A 25,106-nucleotide genomic window follows, 5' to 3' on the forward strand; every position below is an offset into this window, starting at 1 on the left:
TGTAATTTTTCTAGCATAAACTGCGCGAATCTAGGAAAATAGAGCGCTTTATCGCTATCAATCAGCGAACTGTTTTTTCGCCTCGATTTGGACAATTTATGAAGTTTGAAAAATTAGGTCAGTCTGGTCGCGCTCGACGCGGACGCTTAACCTTGGAACATGGTGTCGTTGAAACACCGATGTTTATGCCTGTCGGAACTTACGGTACTGTTAAAGGCATGCTCCCACGTGATATTGAAGAAATTAAATCACAGGTCATTTTAGGAAATACCTTTCATTTATATCTACGCCCTGGTCTAGATGTCATTCGTGAGCACGGTGGTCTACATGGTTTTATGAAATGGAATAAACCAATTTTGACTGACTCTGGTGGCTTCCAAGTATTTAGCTTAGGCGCAATGCGTAGTATCAAAGAAGACGGCGTAACATTCCGCTCTCCAATTGATGGCTCTAAAGTCTTTCTTTCTCCTGAAATTTCGATGGATATTCAACATACATTGAATTCAGATATCGTGATGATTTTTGATGAATGTACACCCTATCCAGCGACTCACGAAGAAGCTCAGAAATCTCTACAACTTTCATTGCGTTGGGCAAAGCGTTGTAAGACTCAACATCATGATGTGTTAAAAAACCGCAATGCTCTGTTTGGTATTATTCAAGGCGGCATGTATGAAGACCTCCGCCAAGAATCACTAAATGGATTAAAAGAAATCGGTTTTGATGGTTATGCGATTGGCGGTCTTTCTGTAGGCGAGCCAAAAGAAGAGATGATCAAGGTCCTTGATTATCTTCCAGAGCAAATGCCTGCGGATAAACCACGTTATTTAATGGGTGTTGGCAAACCAGAAGACATCGTTGAAGCTGTTCGTCGTGGTGTAGACATGTTTGATTGTGTAATGCCAACTCGTAACGCACGTAATGGACATTATTTTGTTACGGACGGTTTAGTGCGTATACGAAATGCGAAATACCGCCATGATCAAAGCCCACTTGATCCGCATTGCGATTGTTACACCTGTAGCAACTTTACCCGTTCGTATCTATACCATTTAGAAAAATGTGGTGAGATGCTTGCATCAATGCTTGGCACAATCCATAACCTTCGTTATTACTTGCGTTTAGCAGAAATGATGCGTGATGCATTAGATAACGGAACATTTGATGATTTTGTTCACGATTTTTATGCACGCCGTGGGCTTGAAGTACCTCCTTGTCCGCAAGATTAATACATCAGTATTTGCGCTGAGCAAAAAGACAATGTAAATTGCTGAACAAGCCGATTTTTTATCATCTTTTTTGATATTTTTAGTTTAGGAAAATGAAATGAGCCTTTTTATTTCGACTGCACACGCAGCTGGTGAAGCTGCACAACAACCAAGCTTAGTTGCTAACTTATTGATGATTGCAGTATTCATTGCAATTTTCTACTTCTTAATTTGGCGCCCTCAAGCAAAACGTGCGAAAGAACATCGCACTTTGGTTGAGAGCTTAGGCGTTGGCAGCGAAATCGTTTTTGCAGGCGGTTTAATGGGCCGTATTACTAAACTCGAAGGTGATTTCGCTGTGGTTGAATTAAACCGTGGCAACGAAGTTAAAATTCAGCGTGCAAGTGTGATTTCAGTATTACCTGAAGGCACTCTAAATAACCTTTAATTATAAAATAGTCGTGCAGCTGCACGACTTTTTTCATTTTAAGAAGAAAGCGAATGCGTTACCCAGCATGGAAATATTTACTCATTCTAGTTGTACTAGTCGTGAGTACATTATATGCCCTGCCAAGTTTGTATCCTGATGAACCAGCTGTCCAAATTTCTGGTGCAAAAGCTGGTTCTGTCATTGATGACACAGTGATTCAAAAAGCAGAGCAACTATTAAAAAGCAACAATATCCAATCCCACAATAACAGCTTTACTCAAAATGCTGCCCTTCTACGTTTAGACAGTTCTGAAGCCCAATTAAAAGCAAAAGATATCCTACGTGAAGGTCTGGGTGAAAACTATGTTGTTGCATTAAACCTCGCGCCAACAACACCTGAATGGTTACAGAAAATCGGTGCACGACCAATGAAACTTGGTCTTGATTTGCGTGGTGGTGTCCACTTCCTCCTTGAGGTGGATATGGACAAAGCGATTGCGCAGCGCATGGAAACATCGGCTGCTGATTTGCGACGCGAATTCCGTGAGAACAAGATCAAATTCAATAGTCTTTCATTGAATAACAATGCGATCACTGTTCAATTTGCTAACAATGAAGATCGTGCAGCAGCGATGGATCAACTTCGTCGTAACGGCAATAAATATACTCAACAAGCACTTGCAACTGAAAATGGTGCCAGTCTTCGTTTAACCTATACAGATACCACAAAGCAAGAAATTCAGTCGTATGCGTTAGATCAAAACTTAACAACACTTCGTAATCGTATTAATGAACTTGGTGTTGCAGAAGCATTGGTTCAAACCCAAGGTAGCAACCGTATTGTGGTTGAATTACCAGGTGTCCAAGACACAGCTGAAGCAAAACGTATCTTAGGTCGTACGGCAAACTTAGAATTCCGTTTGGTGTCTGATCTAAATGATCAATATATTGATCCTTATTCAGGGAAATATAATGGTCAACCCTTACCTCCAGGGACAGAAGTATTCGCCTATGAATCTTTAGACAGTGGTCGTGAACTTTTACTTAACCGTAATCGTATTCTGACGGGTGAGCGTGTACAAAATGCTTCTTCAGGCTTTGGACAAGATAGTGGTACAGCAGAAGTTAACATTACCCTTGATAATGCAGGTGGTAAGTTAATGTCAGATGCGACTCGTAGCGCTGTTGGTAAGCGTATGGCGGTACTGTTCATTGAGAATAAACAACGTATCAGTTACGTTGAAGATCCTGAAACAGGTGCACAAACTGAAGTACGCACACCATATACTGAATCTGTCGTCATTAATGCAGCAAATATTCAAGCAGTACTGGGTTCACAGTTCCGTATTACTGGTTTAGATTCACCCCAAGAAGCAGCTGAGCTAGCTTTAATGCTTCGTGCAGGTGCGCTCGCTGCGCCAATGTACTTTGTTGAAGAGCGTGTTATCGGTCCAAGCTTAGGTCAAGAAAACATCGATAAGGGTGTACTATCAACTCAAATTGGATTCATCTTGGTCGCAATTTGGATGGTGGTATTCTTCCGCTTATTCGGTGTCATTGCGAACTTCGCTCTAGTATTCAACTTAGCAATGATCTTGACGGTTATGTCTTGGATCGGTGCTTCATTAACGCTGCCAGGTATTGCAGGTATCGTTATTACCATCGGTATGGCGGTGGATGCAAACGTTCTAATTTGCGAGCGAATACGCGAGGAAATCAAATGGGGAGCATCGCCTAAACAGGCGATTGTTGCAGGTTATGATCGAGCTTATAACACCATCTTTGACTCGAACTTAACCACATTCCTTGTTGCATTTATCCTCTTTGCCATTGGTACTGGTCCGATCAAAGGATTTGCCGTGACACTCATGATTGGTATTGTTTGCTCGATGTTTACTGCGATTACAGTAACCCGTGCAATTGTACAGATCATTTACGGTAAAAAACGTAACTTGAAAAAGTTGAGCATTTAGGAGATCTATCATGACTGAAAATACTCAACTCGAATCAAAACAATACGGCCGTCCAGACAACGAACGCGTAATTCCTTTCATGAAGATTGCAAAGCCAGCAGCTTGGCTTTCAATCATCCTGACTATTGCAAGTATCTTCTTTATCGCGACTAAAGGTCTGAATTTAGGATTAGACTTTACTGGCGGTGTTGCAGCTGAACTGAATTATGCCAATCCTGTAAAACCCTCTGAAGTGACGCAAGCATTAAGTGATGCGGGTTTTAATGATGCGATTGTTCAAACCTTAGGTTCTGAACGAGATTTAATGGTTCGTATGCCCGTACAAGAAGATATTGAAGCGGAAGATCTAACCAAATCAATTACCACCGCAGTTCAATTAGACAATAATACCGTGACTGTACCTAAGGTAGATGTTGTTGGTGGTCAAGTCGGAAACGAACTTTACATTAAATCAGCAGGTGCTGTGGCTTTGGCTCTGATTATCATGCTGATTTATGTGACGATTCGCTTCGAATTCAAGTTGGCAATGGGTGCAGTTCTATCGCTATTTCACGATATTATCGTGACTCTTGGTATTTTTGCATTGATGCAGTGGCCATTTGACCTAACCGTTTTAGCTGCTCTTCTAGCGATTATTGGTTTCTCATTAAACGATAATATTGTTGTCTCGGATCGTATTCGTGAGAACTTCCGTAAAATTCGTGGGGCAGAACCTCTTGAGATCATCAATATTGCATTGACTGAAACCTTACGTCGTACCATCCACACTTCGATGACGCTATTGCTTGTGGTCGTTGCTATGATGATCATGGGCGGCGATGGTTTGAAATGGTTCTCGATTGCAATGTTTGTCGGTGTTTTTGTCGGAACATATTCTTCGATTTATATCGGTACTGCATTTGCATTGTGGCGTGGTCTGAACCGCCAAGACTTTATTGTTCAAGTAAAACCTGAATTTGAAGAGGAAGAAGAAATTCCTCAATAAACATTCAATACAAAAAGCCCATCAAATGATGGGCTTTTTTAATGTTGAGTGATTTGAATTTGAGGAATTGCAAAACCACGGCAAGAGTATTCACTTCGCCATGCGACTGTCAGCATACAATCCATGATTTCAAAATTCTGATAAGCAAATACCCCTAAGACTGGATGCTCACAAACCCCACCCATGTGTGTGGTATGGGCATTGGTATTCAACTCATTTAAGCTCATACGGATTCCCATCCCATGTGCCTTCAAAATTGCTTCCTTAATGGTCCAGACTTTAAACCAATAGCGAGAATCAAAATCCAATTCTGCCCATACCGCATATTCCAGTGGATGAAATGCATGTTTGGCTAAAGCTTCGAATCGAATTGATCGATTCAGCTCCTCAATATCCACACCCAAATCTCGAATATGATGTGATGTAACTAAAGCATAATAATGTTGACTATGACTATGGTTAAACTCAAAGTTTGAGATTTTTTTCAAAAAAGGTTTTCCATCTTTCGTTTGGTCAATATCCTCATTTTTTATTGTTCTGTTTAATTTACTTCCTAGTAATCTGTTGCGATATTGGTAAATCATTTTTTTTCTAAGACTAATTTCTTCTGTGCGTGTGAGATTTTCAGGAACTTGAAAAAAAGAAGAAATTTTTGAAATATCAATTTGAATATGACGGGTCATAATAACGTTCTCAGTGATTCCATTTATCTTAATTTATTCGCATGATAAAAAAAGCCCAAACTTCACATTTGGGCTTTCTGGACTAAATTTACAATTGATTAACCGCGTTTGAACTTCTTCTCGGCTTTCTTAAACTTCTGTACATAACGACGTTTACGTGCCGCAGTACGCTCGTCAATTTGAGATTTACGACCTTCAAATGGGTTCTCTGAAGTTTTAAATTCAATTTTTACAGGTGTACCCTCTAGTTTATACACTTTACGGAACACGTTTTCTAAGTAACGACGATAGTCAGCTGGGGTTTTATCAACTTTATTACCGTGAATCACAATCGTAGGCGGGTTTTGACCACCGATATGCGCATAACGCATTTTAATTGCACGGCCTTGAACTTTAGGTGGATGATGCGCGTCTGTTGCATCTTTTAAGATCTCAGTGATTTTCGCTGGAGATACTTTCAAACGTGAAGATTCATATGCACGGTGGATTGAAGGATAAAGCTCACCCACACCTGTACCATGCAAAGCAGAAATTAAATGGATTTTTGCCCATGGAATAAAGTCAAAACGACGCTCAACATCCAATTTACATTGTTTGCGATCATATTCTGACATATTGTCCCATTTATTGATCGCAATCACCATCGCACGACCAGCTTCAATCGCATATCCAATCAAATGCAAGTCTTGCTCAACAATACCTTCACGCGCATCAACAACAACAACGACAACGTTGGCATCTTTCATTGCTTGTAAAGTCTTTACGATTGAGAATTTCTCAATCATTTCATCCACTTTACCTTTACGACGAACACCGGCAGTGTCAATGAGCGTATATTTTCGACCATCACGCTCAAATGGGATGTAAATTGAGTCACGTGTAGTACCAGGCTGGTCAAAAGCAACGACACGTTCTTCACCTAACAGGCGATTAACTAATGTTGACTTACCTACGTTCGGACGACCGATAATCGCTAGACGAAGCCCAGTATCTTCATCACGCTGTTCACTTAGGTCATCTTCTGGCACATCTTCAAGCACTTCTTCGAGCATTTGTTGAACACCACGCCCATGGCTTGCAGCCACTTGCATCGGTTCACCCATACCCAACTTAAAAAACTCAACCAATGCTGCCTCTGCATGGACACCATCGACTTTGTTGGCAACTAAAAATACTTTTTTACCGAGTGTACGTAACTCACGCGCAATCTGTTCATCAGAAGCTAGAAGACCTGCACGCGCATCGACAACAAAGATAATCATATCTGCTTCATGAATCGCAGTTTTAGACTGCTCTGCCATGTAAGAGTCGATCCCACCTTCGTTTTCACCGATACCGCCAGTATCTACAACGATAAATGATTTATTTTGATAAACTGCATCACCATATTTACGGTCACGAGTAAGACCGGCAAAGTCTGCAACAAGCGCGTCACGACTTTTGGTAATCTGGTTAAACAGCGTTGATTTTCCGACGTTCGGACGACCAATGAGCGCAATAACGGGTTTCATAGATTAACCTTTAACAAGATCAGCCAACTCAATTGGCCTGAGCATCAGAAACTGTGGAAGAAGTTAGACGAATCATCTACTTAAAAATAAAAATGTCGGGGTCTGAAAATTCAACACCCCGAACTTAAAATATGTATTCAGCGACTAGTTTACCATAAGCAGAGAAAAAATTAACGATTCTGCCAAATTGTAAGTGCGCCTGTACGTGTCACTGAGTAAAGCTGATTGTTCAATACACGCAACGAACGTACTTCACCACGCGTTTTTTCGCGACCAACAAGTTGACCATTTTTAGGATCTACAAGGTGGAGTACCCCCTCATAATCACCTACCACTAAATACTGACCCAACATTACGGGGTTGCTTAATTGACGGTTAAGCAATTGATCATTAGTCCATAACGGCTGACCCGTCACCAGATCAAACGATACAATTTTACCATCTGTTTGCGTGACGAAGACTTGGCGACCTGCAACTTCAGCACGGTTAATACTGCTTGCATCTTCACTCCAAATCACACGTTGCGAAACTAGATCTAGTACAGTGACTTGGCCTTGATAGCTAGTGGTTACAACCAATTGTCCTGCAACGATTGGATCTGCATCCACATCAACTAAACGCTGTATATCAGAACGACCATCGCTGACTGCCACACGTCTTTGCATACGCAAAGTTCCAGTGAGACTATCAATTGCGTACACGTATGCATTTGACGAGGCCACTAACACTGTTCGTGGGTCTAAGCGCACAGGTGAAGCTTGACCGCGTAAGCTCAATTGTTCGTTTGGCATACGATAGGTCCACACTTGTTGACCTGTTTTTTCATCCAGACCAAACACCGTACCGTCATTTGCAACAACGATCACTCGACCAGTCTGAATGAGCGCCGCACTCAAAATTGCACCACTTAATTGCGCAGTCCAACGGATATCACCCGTTTTTTGATCGAGAGCAAACAGTTGACCTTTCTTGTTGCCGACGATCACTAACCCATTGGCCGCTTCAACACCTGAACTTAAACCAAGCTTGGTAACTTGTTTTTCCCAGACACGCTGCTTACCTTGATATGCAGAAACCTGTCCCTTAGGATCTAAAAAGTATAAAACACCTTGATCATTCGCCATTCTCAAACGCAATGGATCAGCAGTATCCGTCGCTGAAACATTATGTGAAAAAATAGGTGCTAAGCTCACCGATTGCTGAATTTTAGGCAACGGATTAGGTTTCACCTTTTCTTCTTTCACCGTATTGCTTGTACACGCCATTAGTGCACACGACAATGTCGCTAGAACAAAAGAAATTTTATACTTTCTATCCATTAAGACTCATCCGTTTGTATATCTAAAATTGGGCGCTCAATTTCAGGATCATCTACTAATATGCCAACACTTTCGAGTTTAATTTGTAAGATTTGGCGTTCTTGTTTAGTTGCAATTAAGTTATCCCATGCGCTCTGATAAGCTTTTTTCGCATTTTCAATATCATTCTTAGCAATATAAATATCGCCACGTGCTTCATCTACAGTTGTTTTGAAAGCGGGCAAATTTAACCCAGACAGTGTTTTTAAAGCCTCATCATATTTTTTTTGTGCCAGTTGAGCATCTGCTAAACGAAGCTTAATGATGTGTTGTAAACCTTCATCTTTGATTTGAGCATTTTCAATTTTTTTCAATTCACGTTCAGCTTTAGCATAATTCTCTTGCTCATAAGCCAATTTTGCCATTACAAATTGCGTTTGAACCGCATGAATCGAATCAGGATTTTCTTTTACAATTTTTTCAGCAGTTCCATCCAAAGCAGTCGCTACTTTAGGATCAGTTGTTGCAGCTTTCGCTTCATCAACTAAGAGCTGTACTTTAGCAGTCTGTATTTGATCTTCTGCTACGTTTTTCTTCTTCCAATATTCCCATCCGAAAAAGGCGATCAGGGCAAGAAGAATCAGCGTAATCAACGCCGATCCATATTTCTTAAAAAACGACTTTGCTGTATGCAGTTGTTCTTCGTCAGTCATTGCGCTCATATGATCGCCCTTTCCTTATGTTCTTAAATTTATTTTGAAGATAGTTTATCAATGATGAACGGCACAATGTCATTGACCGCTACTTGTGTCTGCTCTGCTGTAGCCAACTCTTTGACTGAAAGTTGTTGCGCCTCAGCTTCACGCTCACCAAAGATTAAGGCATAAATTGCACCGGACTGATCCGCTTTTTTCATTTGACTTTTCATCGAACCTTGAGAGCCAACTTTCAGACGCACTGAACTGCTTGCAGCTTCAAGTTGATCTCGAATTTGCTCAGCCAAAACTAAAGCTTTACCTTGCGTCGCAGGATCTGCAAGTAAAAATACTTCACAATCACGTACTGGTGTATTGTCTTCTACTTGTTCTAAAAGAAGCAATAAACGCTCAATACCCATTGCAAAACCAACCGCAGGAACCGATTGATCTGGTTTACCTTTTAACTGGCCCACTAAACCATCATAACGACCACCAGCACAAACCGTACCCTGTGAACCGAGATGTGTCGTCGTCCATTCAAATACAGTTTTATTATAGTAATCCAAGCCACGAACCAACTTTTGGTTAATGACAAATGAAATACCTGCATCAGTTAGATATTGCTGTAATTGTTGGAAATGTGCCAGCGTCTCCTCACCCATAAAGTCATGAAGTTTAGGCGCATTTTCTAAAATGCTTTGAGTTTTTGCATCTTTAGAGTCCAAAATACGCAGTGGATTCGTCGTTAAACGACGTTGCGAATCTTCATCTAAATCTGACTTATGTGATTCTAAAAACTCAACCAAGGCTGCACGATAAGCTGCACGCTCATCTGACTCACCTAAAGTATTAAGCTCTAATTGAACTTTGTCCGCAACACCCATCCGTTTCCACAGACGCGCAGTCATCAAAATCAGTTCAGCATCTTGATCAGGAGTTGCAACACCAAACGTTTCCACACCAAATTGATGAAATTGACGGTAACGACCTTTTTGCGGTTTTTCATAACGGAACATCGGTCCAATATACCAAACACGCGGTGTCGCACCACGAAGCAAATTATGTTCGAGCATAGCACGTACACAACCCGCAGTACCTTCAGGACGTAAAGTCAAAGACTCAGGAGGATTACCTTTATCTAAGAACGTATACATCTCTTTTTCAACGATATCCGTTGCATCACCAATAGAACGCTTGAACAAGTTTGTCTGTTCAACCATCGGCAAACGAATTTGTTGATAGCCATAGGCATCCATCAAACCAGACAGATGCTGTTCAAGACGTCTCCAAGCTGGGGTTTGCGTTGGGAGAATGTCATTAAAACCTTTGATTGCGACGATTGAACTCATGATCTACTCAGAAAAACCTGTGCGAATAATCTCTTTTGATTTAGCTTTTTCAAGCTCGTTAACACGTTGACGAACCATATTTTCGATTTCGTCAACCAATTGATTTGTGTCAATTAAATGACTCTTTTCACCATTACGATACACCAGTGAACGTGGACTTGCACCCACTACGCCAATATCAGCTTCTTTAGCTTCACCAGGACCGTTGACTTTACACCCGATGACAGAAACATCCATTGGAGTACGTACATCTTCCAAACGCTCTTCAAGCATTTGCATCACTTTGATGACATTAAATTCTTGACGTGAACAACTTGGGCAAGCAATAAAGTTAATACCATTTGAACGTAAGCCCAAAGATTTAAGAATATCAAAACCAATTTTGATTTCTTCCTCAGGTTCCGCTGCTAATGAAATTCGCATGGTGTCGCCAATGCCTTCCATTAACAATCCGCCCAGTGCAATTGCCGACTTCACCGAACCAGTACGGTAAATTCCAGCTTCAGTCACTCCTAAATGTAACGGGTTGTCAATTTGTTGTGACAACAAGCGATAAGCATCCATCGTCAAAAAGACATTCGATGCTTTCACTGACACTTTAAACTCTTGGAAATCCAAACGATCTAAAATATCAATATGACGCATTGCTGACTCAAGCAAAGCTTGACCTGTTGGCTCACCATATTTCTTTTGAATATCTTTTTCGAGAGAGCCTGCATTGACACCAATTCGCATTGAAATATCGTTGTGACGAGCAGCAGCAACCACTTCGCGAATTTTTGCTTCTGAACCGATATTCCCTGGGTTGATACGCAGACAATCTGCACCCAAATCTGCAACAGCCAAAGCAATTTTATAGTCAAAATGGATATCGGCAACGAGTGGAACTTGCACTTGTTTACGGATTTCTCCAAAAGCAGCAGCGGCTTCCATACTCGGTACAGACACACGCATAATATCTGCGCCAGCATCCACACAACGTTGAATTTGTGCAACTGTTGCAGCTACATCACAAGTTTCAGTATTGGTCATGCTTTGAATACTGATTGGCGCATCGCCCCCCACATACACAGAACCTACGCGAATTTTACGTGTTGGTTTGCGTCGAATCGGATTCTCGATCATCGTTTTACCTTTAACCCATTAACGTGATAAACGGAATTCAGCTTTTCCGTTTACGGTATATGGTGACAATGAAATATTTTCATTATTTAAACTTAATGAAACGGCTTGAGCATCATCTAATCGAATTTGGAATGGAGACTGTCCATTCAAACTAATCGCAGTTGATTGGCGTCCAGTTGCTAAAACTTTACCCGTACTGTCCACAATGTGTACTGATGTAGGGCGGCTAAAACTGAGATTCATCGTATCGCCTGATACTGCTTCAGTTGTGCCTGTACCATTGTTTAAGGTCAGAATTTGGACATTATTGGACTGATTCGTATCAGTATTTGACGAATCGCCTTTAGCCGCCCATTTTTGGATTGCGGAGATTAATAGCCAAGCCACGCCCAAAATAATTAACGCAATCACGATGCGTTTAATCCACTTGCGGTTACGTACACTTTTCGAGCCAGGAAGTTTCCCCATAATTTTAATTGGAGAATTGTTCAAAGCATGATTTGGCAGTAAACCTGTATCATTTTGATAGATTTCATCAAAACGTTGAATTAAAGCAGAGGCATCAACTTTGAGATACTTCGCATACGAACGATAATATCCCTTAATGAAAGTCGCTTCTGGCAAAGATTTGTATTCGTCTTGCTCTAACGCTTCAAGCGTTTTTACTGGCATTTTTAAATCACCAGCAACTTTGACCAGATCACGTTGTTGAGATATACGGATTTGACGCAAATACTCGCCAGGGCGTTGAATATTTCCTAAAGCATTAGGTGCTACGTTTGAACCAGTAGGTTGCTGTGAATTAGGATTTACTTCCATACGGCCTCAGTATTGAACTGTAATTGCAAATAACGTTGAAATTCTTGACTATTTGGAAATAAAGTACGCAACTGATTCACCAGCACATACATTCCCGTTCTATCACCATTGGCACGTGCGATACGTAAACCAATCCAGAGTGCTCGCGCACCTTGATTTTGCTGGCCAACTTTGAGTACAAATTGCTCATATAGCTGACGCGCGGCAATATTATTCTTTTGCAGATAAAATATCTCTGCTAACTCTATCATTGAAACAGTGGAGTCACGATTGACTTGCAGTGCTTGTTTGAACGTTTTTTCAGCATTCGGTATATCCCCTTGAATCAGATAAATCCGTCCAAGGTTTTCTAATGCACGATGACGTTGGTCATATCCAAGCGTTGCGCCTGCAATTGAAAGCTGTTTAACAGCATCATTATATCGTTTCACTTGATACAAATACGTACCATAGTTGTTACGTGCTTGCGCATTTTTAGGATCAATTGAAATAGCACGAGAAAAATAATGATCTGCACGTTGCATGTTGATGTCACTTCCTTCTTGCTGAAGCAACACCCCCATCATCATATTTGCAGTTGAATCGCGCGAATTAACCTCTAATGCCTGATCAAGCACACGTTTGGCAGCATCTAAATTCCCATTCCGAATATATTCAGCCGCCATTTGGGTACGAACTTTCACTGATTTCTCAGGATCCTTTTTGCTCGTATCGCCACTGGTAGTTTGGCATCCAAAGAAAAGCAATCCAGATAAAGCGACTGTCATCGTCATGACTATTTTTTTATACATCGGCTTGCTCAAATGATGCCTCCCTCTTTTTAATCATTCACATCTAAATGATACAACTAGCCTTGTGAACGCATAATTTCATTACGTTCTAGCACTTTTTTCTTCCATTGTTCTGCACGACGAGTACGGTCAGCCACTTGACCTACCAATTGACCACAAGCTGCGTCAATATCATCCCCACGTGTCTGACGAATCGTACACACAAAACCAGCATCAGACAAAGTTTTTTGGAAAGAAATGATGCGATTTCGGCTCGAACGCCCGTATGGTGCATGTGGGAATGGATTAAATGGAATCAAGTTAATTTTACTTGGTAAATTTTTCAACAACTTAATCATCTGCTGTGCATGTTCAGGATGATCGTTGACCCCGTCTAACATGACATACTCAATTGTGACATGCTTACGTGCACTTTCATTACCATCTTTAGTGATGTAACGCTGACACGCTGCAATGAGTTGGTCTAACGGATATTTTTTATTAATTGGTACTAATTCGTTACGTAACTCATCATTGGTTGCATGCAATGAAATTGCAAGAGCAACATCAATGTCTTGAGCCAATTGATCTATCTTCGGCACAACCCCTGAAGTTGACAGTGTGACACGGCGTTTAGACATTCCATAGGCGAAATCATCAAGCATGATACGCATTGAGTTAAGCACAGCATCATAGTTCAATAATGGTTCGCCCATACCCATCATTACCACGTTGGTCACAGAGCGCTCACGTTCAGCAACAGGCACATCTTCCATATAGGAATAGTTCGCCATCCACAACTGACCAATAATTTCAGCCTGAGTTAAATCGCGTTGGAAACCTTGTTTTCCGGTTGAACAGAACGAACAGTCCAAAGCACAACCGACTTGTGATGAAATACATAAGGTTTTACGCGAACCCGTTTTATCCTCAGCAGGAATCAGTACTGTTTCAACCAAAGAACCCGCACCATCACCTACACGGAATACCCACTTACGTGTTCCATCTTTAGAATAGTTTTTATGCACGACTTCTGGTGCTTTAATTTCACAAATCTTTTCAAGTTTTTCACGTAATTTCCCTGAAATATTAGTCATTTCAGCAAAATCAGTAACGAAGAACTGATGAATCCATTTCATCACCTGACCCGCACGGAACTTTTTCTCCCCCATATCCTCAAAGAATTTTTCCATTTGCGGACGTGACAGGCCAAGTAAATTCACTTTCTGTACAGTATCAGCCTGCTGTACTTGAACAGTAGTGGGCTGTTGTTCATCTAAATTGACGGATGAAGCGACAACTTCAGAATTCATGAGTATTACCTAAACCATAATGTGGGATAAAAGAACATGCTCAATTTTCAAGCAATAAAATCTTTCAGAAATAAAAAAACCAGATAAGCAGTATAGCACTTATCTGGTTTGAATACTGCGAATTAACGAGTACGTGGAGCGATCTCAGTTTGAGCGAAGAAGTAGTTAACTTCACGATCAGCAGATGCTACAGAGTCAGAACCGTGAGCAGCATTTTCGTCGATGCTTACAGCGAAGTCAGCGCGGATTGTACCTGGAGCAGCTTCTTTAGGGTTAGTAGCGCCAAGGATGTCACGGTGAGCAAGAACTGCGTTTTCACCTTCAAGAACTGATACAACAACTGGACCAGAAGTCATGAACGCAACGAGGTCAGCAAAGAAACCACGTTCTTTGTGCTCAGCATAGAAGCCTTCAGCTTCAGCTTGAGTTAAATGTTTCATTTTAGTCGCAACGATTTTAAGACCAGCTTTTTCGAAACGAGCAAAGATGTCACCGATGTGGTTTTTAGCAACTGCATCTGGTTTAACGATAGATAAAGTACGTTCAATAGCCATGATTGGCTCCTTTAGTCAAATTGACATGAAAATTTTGGCGCATTATACCGAATAATGCGCGATTATCTGCTTTTCGCGTGTAAAAAAATGGTTTTTTTCGATCGATGAATTATCGAGCTTCGTCAATCCAAGCCATTTGAATTGCTTCTAACAATCCTTCTGTTGATTTGTTTGGATCATCTTCGAACTCTGGAAGCGCACAAACCCATGCATGAAGATCAGTAAAACGGATCCATTGTGGATCTACATCTGGATGGGCTTCATACAGTTCAATTGCGATATCAAGGGTGTCTGTCCAACGTAAACCCATACTTATTCCTAAATCATCTTTGGTAAATTCATGGCTTAATTTTAGCAAAAAGCAAATCAACACGTACAATTATATTGCTTTTGTACGCCTTACCATGCAATCAACTTACCCTCACAATATGATATTCAATACTGGAGCAGCCAAGATAATACCACTCGCAACCGTCGCCCCAATTAAGGCACCAACTAAAACATCAGTTGGGTAATGCAATCCCAATACCATGCGCGACAACGCAACCAAAATGGTAAATGGCATCATCATAATCAGCAAGACAGGCTCTACATAACCCAATACGATTGTTGCCATTACTGCATGCAATGTATGACCAGATGGAAAACTAAAATGATCTAGTGGTCTTTCGCCGATATGAATAACTTGGTGAACTTGGTATGGTCGTGGACGTACTGTTTTTGTTTTTAAAATTTTATAAATCAGCGTACCTAACGAAGCAGCAACAACAATATATAAAATTTGAATAGTGTATTGCGGTCCTTGCAGTAGCCACACCAACGCCACCATCATGTACCAAAAAACTCCATCTCCGAGCCGACTAATAATTTTAAAAATGAGTGCAATACTTTGTGTATGCGATAGATTATTGAAATAGAGACATCCTCTTAGATCAAGATCGAGTATTTTTATTTTGGTATTTTTAAAATTCATTTCACTCTACTCCTATCGTTCAGGCCGTGAGCGTTTTCTGCTGCACGACACGATAAAATGCATGTTCGAGTTGTTGAACTGGATGTTGCCATCCGACTTGTTGTACTTTTTTCATTGCCTGCATCCCCATTGCATGCAAGCGTTTGTTTTGGGGCAGATTAACAATATATTGAACCAAGGTTGCAGGCTCACCCAAAGGTGCTAACCATGCTGTTTCCGCATCTAAATACTGCTTAGCACAAGCATAATCATAAGCAACCACAGGCAATGCACTCGCCATCGCTTCAAGCACGACATTGCCAAATGTCTCTACTTGACTGGCAAAAACAAATACATCTGCGCTTGCAAATGATTCAGCAAGATTTGTACCACTTAAGCTTCCAGTAAAGATGATATCGGTATGTTTGCTGTGACGAACCAAACGTGAATAATCGGGCCCATCCCCCACGATGACCAACTTAAATCTGCGCGTTGTTCGTGTTTTAAGTTTTAAATAGGCATCAATTAACACCTGAATTTCTTTTTCAGGTGAAACACGACCAACATAAAGCAGCACAGTTGTATTCTCACAAGCATCCCATTGTCGTCTGAGTTGCACACTTCGAAAAGTAGGTGAAAACTTTTCAACATCCACCCCAGTCTTAATCACTTCAACTTGACATGTAACACCAAAGTTACGTATCGCATCAGCCGAGTCCTGACTTGGTACACAGGTCAATTGCGTATTGTTATGAAACCATTTGAGATAGTGCTGAATCGGCTTGACCATAAATGCAAGATCATAAAAACGACTAAAGTCATGAAAAGCAGAATGAAAACCACTACTCACAGGAATCTTTTTGTTTTTTGAGAGCTGAAGTACCGCTAAACCTAATGGTCCTTCCGTCACGATATGCACCAAATCTGGTTGAAATTCATCAAATGCTTTAGCCACTTTGCCATACTGTGGCCAGCCAAATTGCATATGGGCATACTTCGGAATGGTTTGACCATTCACCAAACACTCACGGTTCGGTGAAAATTCCGAACATATTTGTTTTTGTGAAGGTCGTACCAATAGAATTTTGTGACCAAGTTTCTGTAGACCTTTGCAAATCTGTAGTAAAGACAATGAAACACCATTCAGTTCTGGCGGCCATGTCTCCGTAACGACAGCTATTTTTAATCTAGATCGCCCCAATTGCTCAAGCACCGATACATCACGATCGGAGTTTTGATTTTTAAATTTTAGCCTCTGGTGATCATATTGCGTTGTCGATCTAGGCAATACAGTGTCCATGATTCCCATCATCACACCTCTTTTGTATTTTTTTCATACTTTTACTTTAGAGATGGATCATTTCATTATGATGATGATTTCATTAAATACTTGTCATAATTAGAATAGATGACTGATTCACCGACCACCCTCAAACACGCGACAAGAATCTACAAATTCAAGATAACTTAGTGAAATAAAGTACGATGCACAGCAAAAAATAACGCTTGCTCAAAATCAATAATAGGTTTCAACCATCCTGTTGCAGCAACTGCAAGATGCGCTTTCTCACCCATTATTTTTAAATCGGGTTGATTCAATGTTGCTGTCATTGCTCGTTCAAACATTTCTACATCACCGAGAAGGATCAACCATCCCGTTTCATCATGCACAACATGCAGTTTGGCACATGCATAATCATAAGCCACCACTGGCAAACCACTTGCTAATGCTTCAATCGCGACATTTCCAAAGGTTTCAACTTGACTTGGAAAGATAAACACATCTGCACTGGCATATGCACATGCCAAATCATCGCCAGTCAAACTTCCCATAAAAATAATATCGGGATGATGACCCGCAAGAGCTTCAAGCCTTACTCGATCTGGTCCATCTCCGACAATGACCAATTTAGTATGATGCTCAACCTCACCTTGCATTTTCAAAAAAGTCCGAATAATCAGGTCTACTTCCTTTTCAGGTGACAACCGACCAACAGAAATCAGTACTCGTGTATGCTCATTTGCATTCCATTGCTCTCTGAGCAACTCCGATCTTTTATTCGGATTAAATAATTGGGTATCAACACCTCTCCCCACCACCCTTAACTCACCGCTTACTCCCATTTGTTTTAAAGCATGCTGTGTATCTAAACTTGGCACACAAGTCACGTCTGTCTTATTGTGAAACCATGTTAAATATTTTGAGATAGGTTTAACGAGAAAAGGAAACTCAAAGTATCGACTAAACTCTTGAAAGGCAGAGTGAAAACCACTTGAAACAGGAATATTCTGAGATTTAGCTACCATTAGACTCGCAAATCCCAATGGTCCCTCTGTCACAATATGCACAACATCTGGCTTAAATACCTCAACCGCTTTTGAGATTTTAGAAAACTGTGGCCAACCGAACTGTAAGGTGGGATATTTCGGAATCGCTTGAGCATGCACCCAACACTCTGCATCAGGTTTAAACCGTCTACATTTCACTTTGGGTTGAGGTCGTATCAACAAAATTTGATGACCTCGCTTCTGCAAACCCAGACATAAATTCATCAGCGAGTTTGCAACACCATTAATCTCTGGTGACCATGTCTCAGTCACAATGGCAATTTTTAATTGAGGATGTCGTTTAGGCTGATCAGCCTCAGGGAGAAGAATAAAATCCTCAAATGACGTATTTTTTTTGATATCCAATAATTCAAAGAGTTTTTTTTGTTTTATTACTTGCATGTTTAGGAGTGCCATCATCACACCTTTTATTAATGTTATTCCTAAAATTTAAAAGAACATAATTTCAATATGATGATGGTTTCATGACAGCCTTGTCATAAGGCTCATTCAAATTTTCACATTTTTAAGGCTCTTGCTCTTGAACACGATCTACATCACTGCCTAGCTCATTCTCTTGCTTTTGACCAGAGTTAACTGGTGGTTCTTCAATCCGTTTTTCCAAGTTTTCTCCTTGAAGTGCTACAGAGGATTCTGATGATGTCCGATCTTCTAATTGTTTAGTTTCTTGTTCAGCGTTAACTGCAACTGGTTTCAAACTGCCTTCAACAATTGTATAAACCTGTCCATTAGAAAAATCGATGTGCTGTTTATCACCATGTAACAGTGGAAATCCAACGATTTGCTCGTACTGCTCTGCACGGTTAAATTTTTGTTGAACAGAATCATAAATCCAGTAAATAAAACGACGATCTTGAAGCGTTTTATCCTCTGACAGATCAGAGAGCACTACATCATAGTAACCATCAAAATTCACATCCATATAACCAATACTATTGGGAAACGCTTGAAAGCCTTCAAGTATTTGCATGCTTTTTTGATTGGCTTTGTCAAACACCTCGATACGTGTCATAAATCGTTTGAAAGGATAGTTAGCTTTAGATATGCCATAGAAATTAAAACTCACATCAGACATATTTTTTACTTTAAAAGCAGGCTCGAATTTCTTTATTCGAATCACACCCGCATGATTGACCAATGTAGATTTAAATACATTCGTTTTATAGTTAAGCTGTCCTTTCAACTCTTGAATTGCATTTGAATCATCACTCGGTTGTTCTGCTTTAAAAAGAACTTGATCGCCTTTTTGCTCCCCTTTTAATTGGATAGTGACGTTGTCTTTGAAGGAAGTAAGCGTTGCATTTGGATGAAGCACATCCATATAAAGACTCAAAAAATATTCGTTGTCTGTTGACCTCAATAACCGCTGCATTGATATGCGAACATTATCTAAGACAAGCTCAGCATCACTATTTGGCGTTTTTTGCTCAATATCAGTTGTTTGTTGCGCCCATCCACAGATTGGCAAGATCGCCAATAAGTAACATACAAACGTTAATTTCATTCCCAACCTCAATCCTTGAGTTATTAAGTGTTCTTGTTAGATACTGATTATTGTGTTTAGCTAAGCCTCTGTCGACTGCAACTTAATCTACCTGTCATTGAGTTACTTTTTAATGACTATTTTTATCATGCCTGTCGTCTTTTTTTTCAATGCATTACAAAAAGACAAGTCTCAGAATTCAAAGTTCCTAAAATATCGGTGACTTATTATCAATATCCTGAGGTTATGAAAATGATTAAAATTAGTTTTGGATTTAATCAGTAAATGGCCTAAATAGGGTTTAGCAATATAAAAATAATTTCACCAAATAAGATATGAACCTTCACTTTATATTTAGCTTTTGGGAGATATAAAAAAGGATAGAATTTAAAAATAAGAAATAGACAACTAAAATTAAGAATTAATCCAAACTAATTATTCGGCTTTGCAAAGCCCAAGTTTCTAAGTTCACACTTACACCCTTTAATGGTATTTGTCTTAGCTGACAAATCATTTTTAACTGTTCAATCCTCTCAACTTTATGATCTATGATTGGTTTGATTTTGTCTTGCTTTCTACGTTGATCAATATAAGCATTTTTTCCAACATACACTTCCACCATGGATTCTGCAGGCAATTGCAATGTATAAATTGGTCGTGTTTCCAGTTGAACTCTTCTCCAAATCTGATTATCGATTATCGCTTCAGTAAGCTTAGAAGAATGATATCCAAACTCAACAGAACTTAAATTTTTTACAATTCGGATTTCTTCCTCGTAAGCCCATTCTTGCATCTTGTATAGCAAAGCATGCTTCAATAAATCCTCCTTAGTACGCCAATTCAAGTTTTCAGAATCTCCCACAATCATTAGGTCATCAATATTGGCTTTTAAAACTCCTTTTGGAACAGTCTTTAAATATCTAAGCTCTCCTTTGGTTGAAGGTATAATAAATTTATTATCATCATCAAAACCTGCTTTTTTTGTATCTACACCAATAACTATTCCTCTATGACTATCACCATAATGTGCCCGCATTAATGGATTAAGGGCAGATCTTGTTAAGCTCAAGACCGCATATTTTCTTGAGAAATTAATTCTAAATGCATTAATAGCAACTGACACTGGAACATCTAAATTATAAAAACCAAATCCTGTACATTCAAATGGGTCATTCAAATCTTCTAGATTTGAAAACCCCAAGCTATTTGTCTCTAATATTTTTAAACCCGCCTCAAAACCCACATACTTATATAAAATCATTATTCTTATCCCACAAAAAAACCCCGCTTTCGCAGGGTTTTTTATAGCATAAAAATCAGCTAGATAAGAAAATTAGTTCTTTTCTTTGTCTACGATTTTGTTTGCTTGAATCCAAGGCATCATCGCACGCAATTTAGCACCAGTGACTTCGATACCGTGAGCAGCGTTTTGACGACGACGAGCAGTCATAGATGGGTAGTTCAATGCACCTTCTTGGATGAACATCTTCGCATATTCACCAGATTGAATACGTTTAAGCGCATTACGCATCGCTTCACGAGACTGTTCGTTGATTACTTCGACACCAGTAACATATTCACCGTACTCAGCATTGTTAGATACAGAGTAGTTCATGTCCGCGATACCGCCTTCGAACATTAAGTCAACGATCAATTTAAGTTCGTGTAGACATTCGAAGTAAGCCATTTCTGGCGCATAACCAGCTTCAACAAGAGTTTCGAAGCCCATTTTAACAAGTTCAACAGCACCACCACAAAGAACTGCTTGCTCACCGAAAAGGTCAGTTTCAGTTTCTTCACGGAATGAAGTTTCGATAATACCTGTACGACCGCCACCAACACCTGAAGCGTAAGAAAGCGCAAGGTTACGTGCATTACCAGAAGCATCTTGGTGAATCGCGATAAGATCAGGAACACCTGAACCACGTTGGTATTCAGAACGTACAGTGTGACCAGGTGCTTTTGGAGCAACCATGATTACGTCTAAGTCAGCACGTGGAACAACTTGGTTATAAAGAACAGAGAAACCATGAGCAAATGCTAGAGTAGCACCTTGCTTGATGTTTGGCTCAATTACATCACGGTAAAGTTGAGCTTGGAATTCATCTGGAGTCAAGATCATTACTACGTCAGCTTGAGCTACAGCAGCAGGAACTTCAGCAACTTTAAGACCAGAATTTTCAGCTTTTTTCCAAGAAGCAGAACCAGCACGTAAACCAACAGTTACGTCAACGCCAGAATCTTTAAGGTTAAGCGCGTGAGCGTGACCTTGTGAACCGTAACCAATGATTGCTACTTTCTTAGATTGGATGATAGATAAGTCGCAGTCTTTATCATAAAAAATTTGCATTGCTGTCTCCGCTAAAATGCTTTGGCTTCCGTTTGATTAGCGAATGTTAATGTGGTTCGCCAACCCCCTCCTCTCGGAGGAGGGAAGAATTTGTTAATAAAAAATTAGATTGTTAAAACTTTTTCGCCACGTGCGATACCAGACACACCTGAACGTACAACTTCAAGAATGGTATTCTCTGCCAAAGCATCAATAAAACCATCAATTTTCTCAGTTGTACCCGCGATTTGAATCGTGTAAGTCGTTGGTGTTACATCCACGATTTGTCCGCGGAAGATATCTGCTGTGCGTTTAATTTCAGCACGCGCAGACCCCAATGCTTTTACTTTGATTAACATCAATTCACGTTCAATGTGTGAACCTTCAGAAAGGTCAACCACCTTAACCACTTCAACAAGTTTGTTGAGTTGTTTTGTGATTTGCTCAATCTTGTGATCATCACCATAAGTCGTCAATGTCAAACGAGACATTGTTGGGTCTTCTGTTGGCGCAACGTTCAAAGTTTCAATGTTATAGCCACGTTGTGAGAACAAACCCACTAAACGTGAAAGCGCGCCAGATTCGTTCTCAATGAGAACAGAGATGATATGTCTCATGCTGTGCGCTCCCCTTTAGATAACCACATATCTGTCATAGATTGACCCGCGATTAACATCGGATAAACATGCTCAGTACGGTCAACCATCACGTTGATGAATACACATTTATCATTAATCGCCATTGCTTCTGCAAGCTTCGATTCAAGCTCATCGGCATGATCAATTTGAATACCTACATGTCCGTAAGCTTCCATCAACTTCGCAAAGTCAGGCAATGACTCAACATATGAACTTGAGTGACGACCTTCATAATTCATATCTTGCCATTGTTTCACCATACCTAAAGCACGGTTGTTTAAGCACAAGATTTTAACATTTAGGCCATATTGCTTACATGTTGAAAGCTCTTGGATACACATCTGAATGGATGCTTCACCTGTAATACAAACAACTTGTTGGTCAGGGAATGCAAGCTTAGCCGCCATCGCATATGGAAGACCAACACCCATCGTGCCTAAGCCACCTGAGTTAATCCATTGACGTGGACGTGTGTATTTGTAATACAACGCACCAAACATCTGATGTTGACCAACGTCAGAAGTGATGATTGCTTGGCTGTTCGTTACTTTATCTAAAGCTTGAACAACTTGTTGAGGTTTCATCGTACCGTCAGTTGGTTTTTCATATTTCAAACCATGAACCTGACGCCACTCATTGATTTGTTTCCACCAATCCGCAATAGCTTCAGGGTTCGGCTTAGAAATATTCAGCTGTTTTAATTGCGCTAACATTTCTTGAAGAACTGGCTCTACCGCACCCACGATTGGGATATGCGCCATGATTGTTTTTGAAATCGTAGCAGGATCGATATCAATGTGAATCACTTTCGCATTTGGACAGAATTTTGCAGGATTATTGGTTACACGGTCATCGAAACGCGCACCAACACATAGAATCACATCAGCGTGACCCATGGTCATGTTCGCTTCATATGTCCCATGCATACCCAACATACCAATAAATTGAGGATCATTACCAGGGAATGCACCTAGCCCCATCAATGTATTGGTTACTGGATAACCCAATAGATGTGCTAATTCAGTCAATAAATGTGATGCATTGCCTTGAACAACACCACCGCCCGTATAAATAATAGGACGTTTAGCATTGATCAATTCATCAATAGCTTTGCGGATCTGACCAGTATGACCACGGTGTGGCGGCTGGTAAGAGCGCATTTTTACTTTTTCAGGATATTCGTATGCAAATTTTTCAGCAGGGTTTGTTGCATCTTTTGGAATATCAACAACCACAGGACCTGGACGACCTGATGACGCGATATAGAAAGCTTTTTTAATAACCGCTGGAATTTCACTCGCATGACGCACTTGGAAACTGTGTTTCACGATTGGACGAGAAATACCCACCATATCCGTTTCTTGGAATGCATCTTCACCAATCAAATGGCTTGCAACCTGACCAGACAAAATCACCATTGGGATTGAGTCCATGTAAGCTGTCGCGATTGGTGTCACAGTGTTAGTCGCACCTGGACCCGAAGTCACCAGTACAACACCTGTCTTACCTGTTACGCGCGAGTATGCATCTGCCATATGACCAGCAGCTTGCTCATGACGCACGAGGTAATGATTAATTTTGTCTTGTTTGAATAGCGCGTCGTAAATGTGTAAAACTGCGCCGCCTGGATATCCAAAAACATGTTCAACGCCTTCGTCCGCCAATGCGCGAACAAGCATTTCACCACCAGATAAAAGTTCCAACGTATTCACCCTAATCTTATTTCCACGACGGTTATGGGAGACATAAGTCGTGTTTCATTCATTCGTTTGTATGCACTGTTATAGCACACATATTTCATCGTTTTTGCTGCAATAATAAAATTTTTCGATCACAACCGTTTGAGTTGCGACTGCATATTCAACATGTTGGGATAAACATATTTCTGCTATTTCATTGTCTCGGCTTAGAGACAACGTTATTGCAAGCTATGATATTTATTCGAAGGGTGATCGAACAAAACATATAAAACTAGAGCAGCATTTTTAGTTTTTTCACGACCAAAGTCAAGGTTTGCCGAAACCTTTTTATTGTTTATTTACCAACCGATTATTTTTCAAACGATAACTTTTGGTTGGATGATTTATAAAAAAAATTTCAAACACTTATTTTTAATATTTATATAAAACAATTTATACGCAAAATGATTTTTTTGATTAAAATAAAACCAATTAATCTTCATCAGTATCCAGCAAAATGCTGCGATATAAACGTGTAAAAGAACTCACTCCCCTCATATTTCTTTATAGGTGAAGTCATGAATTCACTAGCATCATCTTTAAAACTTTCTTGTTTAGCATCAACGGTTTTTTTCGTTTCTATTTATTCATCTATGGTGCAGGCAAAAGAATATTACAAATGGGTCGATCAAAATGGTTCAACCCACTACACCACCACCCCACCACCAAAATCAGCAAAAAAGAAAGGTAAAGTTGAAACATATGGTTGGAAAGCACCAACAACCTCAGTCAATACCAATACGAACCCGAGCGAAGCTCCTCAAACCTCACAGACTCAAACGCTACCAACGCAACAGCACACAAACGGTGCTTCAAATACTGAGTCACAAAACACAAATGCTGCTCCATTAAGCGAAACTCAAGTTTCAAATGAGTGAAATTGTCTTTTTGATCTTAATT

24 protein-coding genes are annotated in these 25,106 nt (G+C 40.2%); 5 read left to right on the forward strand and 19 right to left on the reverse strand.

Annotation, left to right across the window (positions count from 1 at the left end; translation table 11 throughout):
- Nucleotides 1-98 precede the first annotated feature (98 nt).
- The 4 genes from tgt to secF all read left to right on the forward strand — a co-directional run bounded on the left by tgt (nt 99) and on the right by secF (nt 4,596).
- Nucleotides 99-1,229, forward strand: a complete 1,131-nt coding sequence (tgt, locus tag AC1M89_RS09525; RefSeq protein ID WP_481614136.1) for a tRNA guanosine(34) transglycosylase Tgt — start codon at nt 99-101, stop codon at nt 1,227-1,229.
- 97 nt (nt 1,230-1,326) lie between these two features.
- Entirely contained in the window at nt 1,327-1,656 is a 330-nt protein-coding gene (gene yajC / locus AC1M89_RS09530; protein WP_035265599.1) for a preprotein translocase subunit YajC, read from the forward strand.
- Between the two features lie 53 nt (nt 1,657-1,709).
- Nucleotides 1,710-3,611: a protein translocase subunit SecD gene (secD, locus tag AC1M89_RS09535; RefSeq protein WP_035265600.1), complete on the forward strand. Its 1,902-nt coding sequence runs from the start codon at nt 1,710-1,712 to the stop codon at nt 3,609-3,611.
- 7 nt (nt 3,612-3,618) lie between these two features.
- Nucleotides 3,619-4,596: a protein translocase subunit SecF gene (gene secF, locus AC1M89_RS09540; RefSeq protein WP_481614149.1), complete on the forward strand. Its 978-nt coding sequence runs from the start codon at nt 3,619-3,621 to the stop codon at nt 4,594-4,596.
- 38 nt (nt 4,597-4,634) lie between these two features.
- On the opposite strand, the gene AC1M89_RS09545 is transcribed toward secF, so the two are convergent.
- From AC1M89_RS09545 to AC1M89_RS09635, 19 genes are all read right to left on the reverse strand, one after another.
- A complete protein-coding gene (locus tag AC1M89_RS09545) occupies nt 4,635-5,279 on the reverse strand; it encodes a 4'-phosphopantetheinyl transferase family protein (protein WP_481607940.1) in 645 nt (214 codons plus the stop codon).
- Nucleotides 5,280-5,377: 98 nt separating this feature from the next.
- A complete protein-coding gene (gene der / locus AC1M89_RS09550) occupies nt 5,378-6,790 on the reverse strand; it encodes a ribosome biogenesis GTPase Der (protein WP_035265604.1) in 1,413 nt (470 codons plus the stop codon).
- Between the two features lie 170 nt (nt 6,791-6,960).
- Nucleotides 6,961-8,109 carry an outer membrane protein assembly factor BamB gene (gene bamB / locus AC1M89_RS09555; protein ID WP_481614137.1) on the reverse strand — a complete coding sequence of 383 codons (1,149 nt, stop codon included), beginning with the start codon at nt 8,107-8,109 and terminating at the stop codon, nt 6,961-6,963.
- Nucleotides 8,109-8,810: a YfgM family protein gene (locus AC1M89_RS09560; protein WP_481609056.1), complete on the reverse strand. Its 702-nt coding sequence runs from the start codon at nt 8,808-8,810 to the stop codon at nt 8,109-8,111. Before AC1M89_RS09560 ends, bamB begins: the two co-directional genes overlap by 1 nt.
- A 29-nt stretch (nt 8,811-8,839) precedes the next feature.
- A complete protein-coding gene (hisS, locus tag AC1M89_RS09565; RefSeq protein ID WP_481609055.1) occupies nt 8,840-10,135 on the reverse strand; it encodes a histidine--tRNA ligase in 1,296 nt (431 codons plus the stop codon).
- Nucleotides 10,136-10,138: 3 nt separating this feature from the next.
- The gene (ispG, locus tag AC1M89_RS09570) at nt 10,139-11,260 is read right to left on the reverse strand and encodes a flavodoxin-dependent (E)-4-hydroxy-3-methylbut-2-enyl-diphosphate synthase (RefSeq protein ID WP_092767631.1); all 1,122 of its coding nucleotides are present in this window, start codon (nt 11,258-11,260) and stop codon (nt 10,139-10,141) included.
- 18 nt (nt 11,261-11,278) lie between these two features.
- A complete protein-coding gene (locus tag AC1M89_RS09575; protein ID WP_035265612.1) occupies nt 11,279-12,079 on the reverse strand; it encodes a helix-turn-helix domain-containing protein in 801 nt (266 codons plus the stop codon).
- Complete coding sequence (gene pilW / locus AC1M89_RS09580; RefSeq protein ID WP_081403237.1) at nt 12,070-12,870, reverse strand: type IV pilus biogenesis/stability protein PilW; 801 nt, start codon at nt 12,868-12,870, stop codon at nt 12,070-12,072. Before pilW ends, AC1M89_RS09575 begins: the two co-directional genes overlap by 10 nt.
- Nucleotides 12,871-12,926: 56 nt before the next feature.
- A complete protein-coding gene (gene rlmN, locus AC1M89_RS09585; RefSeq protein WP_481591681.1) occupies nt 12,927-14,162 on the reverse strand; it encodes a dual-specificity RNA methyltransferase RlmN in 1,236 nt (411 codons plus the stop codon).
- Between the two features lie 122 nt (nt 14,163-14,284).
- The gene (gene ndk / locus AC1M89_RS09590; protein ID WP_035265623.1) at nt 14,285-14,716 is read right to left on the reverse strand and encodes a nucleoside-diphosphate kinase; all 432 of its coding nucleotides are present in this window, start codon (nt 14,714-14,716) and stop codon (nt 14,285-14,287) included.
- A 109-nt stretch (nt 14,717-14,825) separates the two neighbouring features.
- Nucleotides 14,826-15,026, reverse strand: a complete 201-nt coding sequence (iscX, locus tag AC1M89_RS09595; RefSeq protein WP_035265625.1) for a Fe-S cluster assembly protein IscX — start codon at nt 15,024-15,026, stop codon at nt 14,826-14,828.
- 111 nt (nt 15,027-15,137) lie between these two features.
- A complete protein-coding gene (locus AC1M89_RS09600; protein ID WP_481589259.1) occupies nt 15,138-15,689 on the reverse strand; it encodes a phosphatase PAP2 family protein in 552 nt (183 codons plus the stop codon).
- A gap of 19 nt (nt 15,690-15,708) precedes the next feature.
- Nucleotides 15,709-16,980, reverse strand: a complete 1,272-nt coding sequence (locus tag AC1M89_RS09605) for a glycosyltransferase family 4 protein (protein ID WP_481614138.1) — start codon at nt 16,978-16,980, stop codon at nt 15,709-15,711.
- A 155-nt stretch (nt 16,981-17,135) separates the two neighbouring features.
- Nucleotides 17,136-18,413 (reverse strand): glycosyltransferase family 4 protein, encoded by a 1,278-nt coding sequence (locus tag AC1M89_RS09610; RefSeq protein WP_481614139.1) that lies wholly within the window; start codon nt 18,411-18,413, stop codon nt 17,136-17,138.
- A gap of 109 nt (nt 18,414-18,522) precedes the next feature.
- On the reverse strand, nt 18,523-19,521 hold the full coding sequence (locus AC1M89_RS09615; protein WP_481614140.1) for an XAC2610-related protein: 999 nt from the start codon (nt 19,519-19,521) through the stop codon (nt 18,523-18,525).
- Nucleotides 19,522-19,921: 400 nt separating this feature from the next.
- Nucleotides 19,922-20,761, reverse strand: coding sequence for a DUF2971 domain-containing protein (locus tag AC1M89_RS09620; protein WP_481614141.1), 840 nt, complete (start codon nt 20,759-20,761; stop codon nt 19,922-19,924).
- A gap of 72 nt (nt 20,762-20,833) precedes the next feature.
- Nucleotides 20,834-21,850, reverse strand: coding sequence for a ketol-acid reductoisomerase (ilvC, locus tag AC1M89_RS09625; protein WP_035265630.1), 1,017 nt, complete (start codon nt 21,848-21,850; stop codon nt 20,834-20,836).
- Between the two features lie 104 nt (nt 21,851-21,954).
- Complete coding sequence (gene ilvN / locus AC1M89_RS09630) at nt 21,955-22,446, reverse strand: acetolactate synthase small subunit (RefSeq protein ID WP_035265631.1); 492 nt, start codon at nt 22,444-22,446, stop codon at nt 21,955-21,957.
- Complete coding sequence (locus AC1M89_RS09635) at nt 22,443-24,170, reverse strand: acetolactate synthase 3 large subunit (RefSeq protein ID WP_035265632.1); 1,728 nt, start codon at nt 24,168-24,170, stop codon at nt 22,443-22,445. The genes ilvN and AC1M89_RS09635 overlap by 4 nt, the downstream gene beginning before the upstream one ends.
- A 554-nt stretch (nt 24,171-24,724) precedes the next feature.
- Here AC1M89_RS09635 and AC1M89_RS09640 point away from each other — a divergent pair.
- Nucleotides 24,725-25,084: a DUF4124 domain-containing protein gene (locus AC1M89_RS09640; protein ID WP_481614142.1), complete on the forward strand. Its 360-nt coding sequence runs from the start codon at nt 24,725-24,727 to the stop codon at nt 25,082-25,084.
- Nucleotides 25,085-25,106 lie beyond the last annotated feature (22 nt).

It is taken from the genome of Acinetobacter sp. ANC_7635 (assembly GCF_056779945.1).

Bases quoted from the DNA above. Each gene is read 5' to 3' on its own strand.
- AC1M89_RS09620 (WP_481614141.1), bottom strand. From the start codon at position 20,761: ATGATTTTATATAAGTATGTGGGTTTTGAGGCGGGTTTAAAAATATTA.
- ispG (WP_092767631.1), bottom strand. From the start codon at position 11,260: ATGATCGAGAATCCGATTCGACGCAAACCAACACGTAAAATTCGCGTA.
- AC1M89_RS09640 (WP_481614142.1), top strand. From the start codon at position 24,725: ATGAATTCACTAGCATCATCTTTAAAACTTTCTTGTTTAGCATCAACG.
- yajC (WP_035265599.1), top strand. From the start codon at position 1,327: ATGAGCCTTTTTATTTCGACTGCACACGCAGCTGGTGAAGCTGCACAA.
- AC1M89_RS09610 (WP_481614139.1), bottom strand. From the start codon at position 18,413: ATGGCACTCCTAAACATGCAAGTAATAAAACAAAAAAAACTCTTTGAA.
- AC1M89_RS09600 (WP_481589259.1), bottom strand. From the start codon at position 15,689: ATGAATTTTAAAAATACCAAAATAAAAATACTCGATCTTGATCTAAGA.
- tgt (WP_481614136.1), top strand. From the start codon at position 99: ATGAAGTTTGAAAAATTAGGTCAGTCTGGTCGCGCTCGACGCGGACGC.
- AC1M89_RS09605 (WP_481614138.1), bottom strand. From the start codon at position 16,980: ATGATGGGAATCATGGACACTGTATTGCCTAGATCGACAACGCAATAT.
- iscX (WP_035265625.1), bottom strand. From the start codon at position 15,026: ATGGGTTTACGTTGGACAGACACCCTTGATATCGCAATTGAACTGTAT.
- hisS (WP_481609055.1), bottom strand. From the start codon at position 10,135: ATGAGTTCAATCGTCGCAATCAAAGGTTTTAATGACATTCTCCCAACG.
- AC1M89_RS09615 (WP_481614140.1), bottom strand. From the start codon at position 19,521: ATGAAATTAACGTTTGTATGTTACTTATTGGCGATCTTGCCAATCTGT.
- AC1M89_RS09560 (WP_481609056.1), bottom strand. From the start codon at position 8,810: ATGAGCGCAATGACTGACGAAGAACAACTGCATACAGCAAAGTCGTTT.
- rlmN (WP_481591681.1), bottom strand. From the start codon at position 14,162: ATGAATTCTGAAGTTGTCGCTTCATCCGTCAATTTAGATGAACAACAG.
- secD (WP_035265600.1), top strand. From the start codon at position 1,710: ATGCGTTACCCAGCATGGAAATATTTACTCATTCTAGTTGTACTAGTC.
- ilvN (WP_035265631.1), bottom strand. From the start codon at position 22,446: ATGAGACATATCATCTCTGTTCTCATTGAGAACGAATCTGGCGCGCTT.
- ndk (WP_035265623.1), bottom strand. From the start codon at position 14,716: ATGGCTATTGAACGTACTTTATCTATCGTTAAACCAGATGCAGTTGCT.
- der (WP_035265604.1), bottom strand. From the start codon at position 6,790: ATGAAACCCGTTATTGCGCTCATTGGTCGTCCGAACGTCGGAAAATCA.
- AC1M89_RS09545 (WP_481607940.1), bottom strand. From the start codon at position 5,279: ATGACCCGTCATATTCAAATTGATATTTCAAAAATTTCTTCTTTTTTT.
- ilvC (WP_035265630.1), bottom strand. From the start codon at position 21,850: ATGCAAATTTTTTATGATAAAGACTGCGACTTATCTATCATCCAATCT.
- AC1M89_RS09575 (WP_035265612.1), bottom strand. From the start codon at position 12,079: ATGGAAGTAAATCCTAATTCACAGCAACCTACTGGTTCAAACGTAGCA.
- pilW (WP_081403237.1), bottom strand. From the start codon at position 12,870: ATGTATAAAAAAATAGTCATGACGATGACAGTCGCTTTATCTGGATTG.
- bamB (WP_481614137.1), bottom strand. From the start codon at position 8,109: ATGGATAGAAAGTATAAAATTTCTTTTGTTCTAGCGACATTGTCGTGT.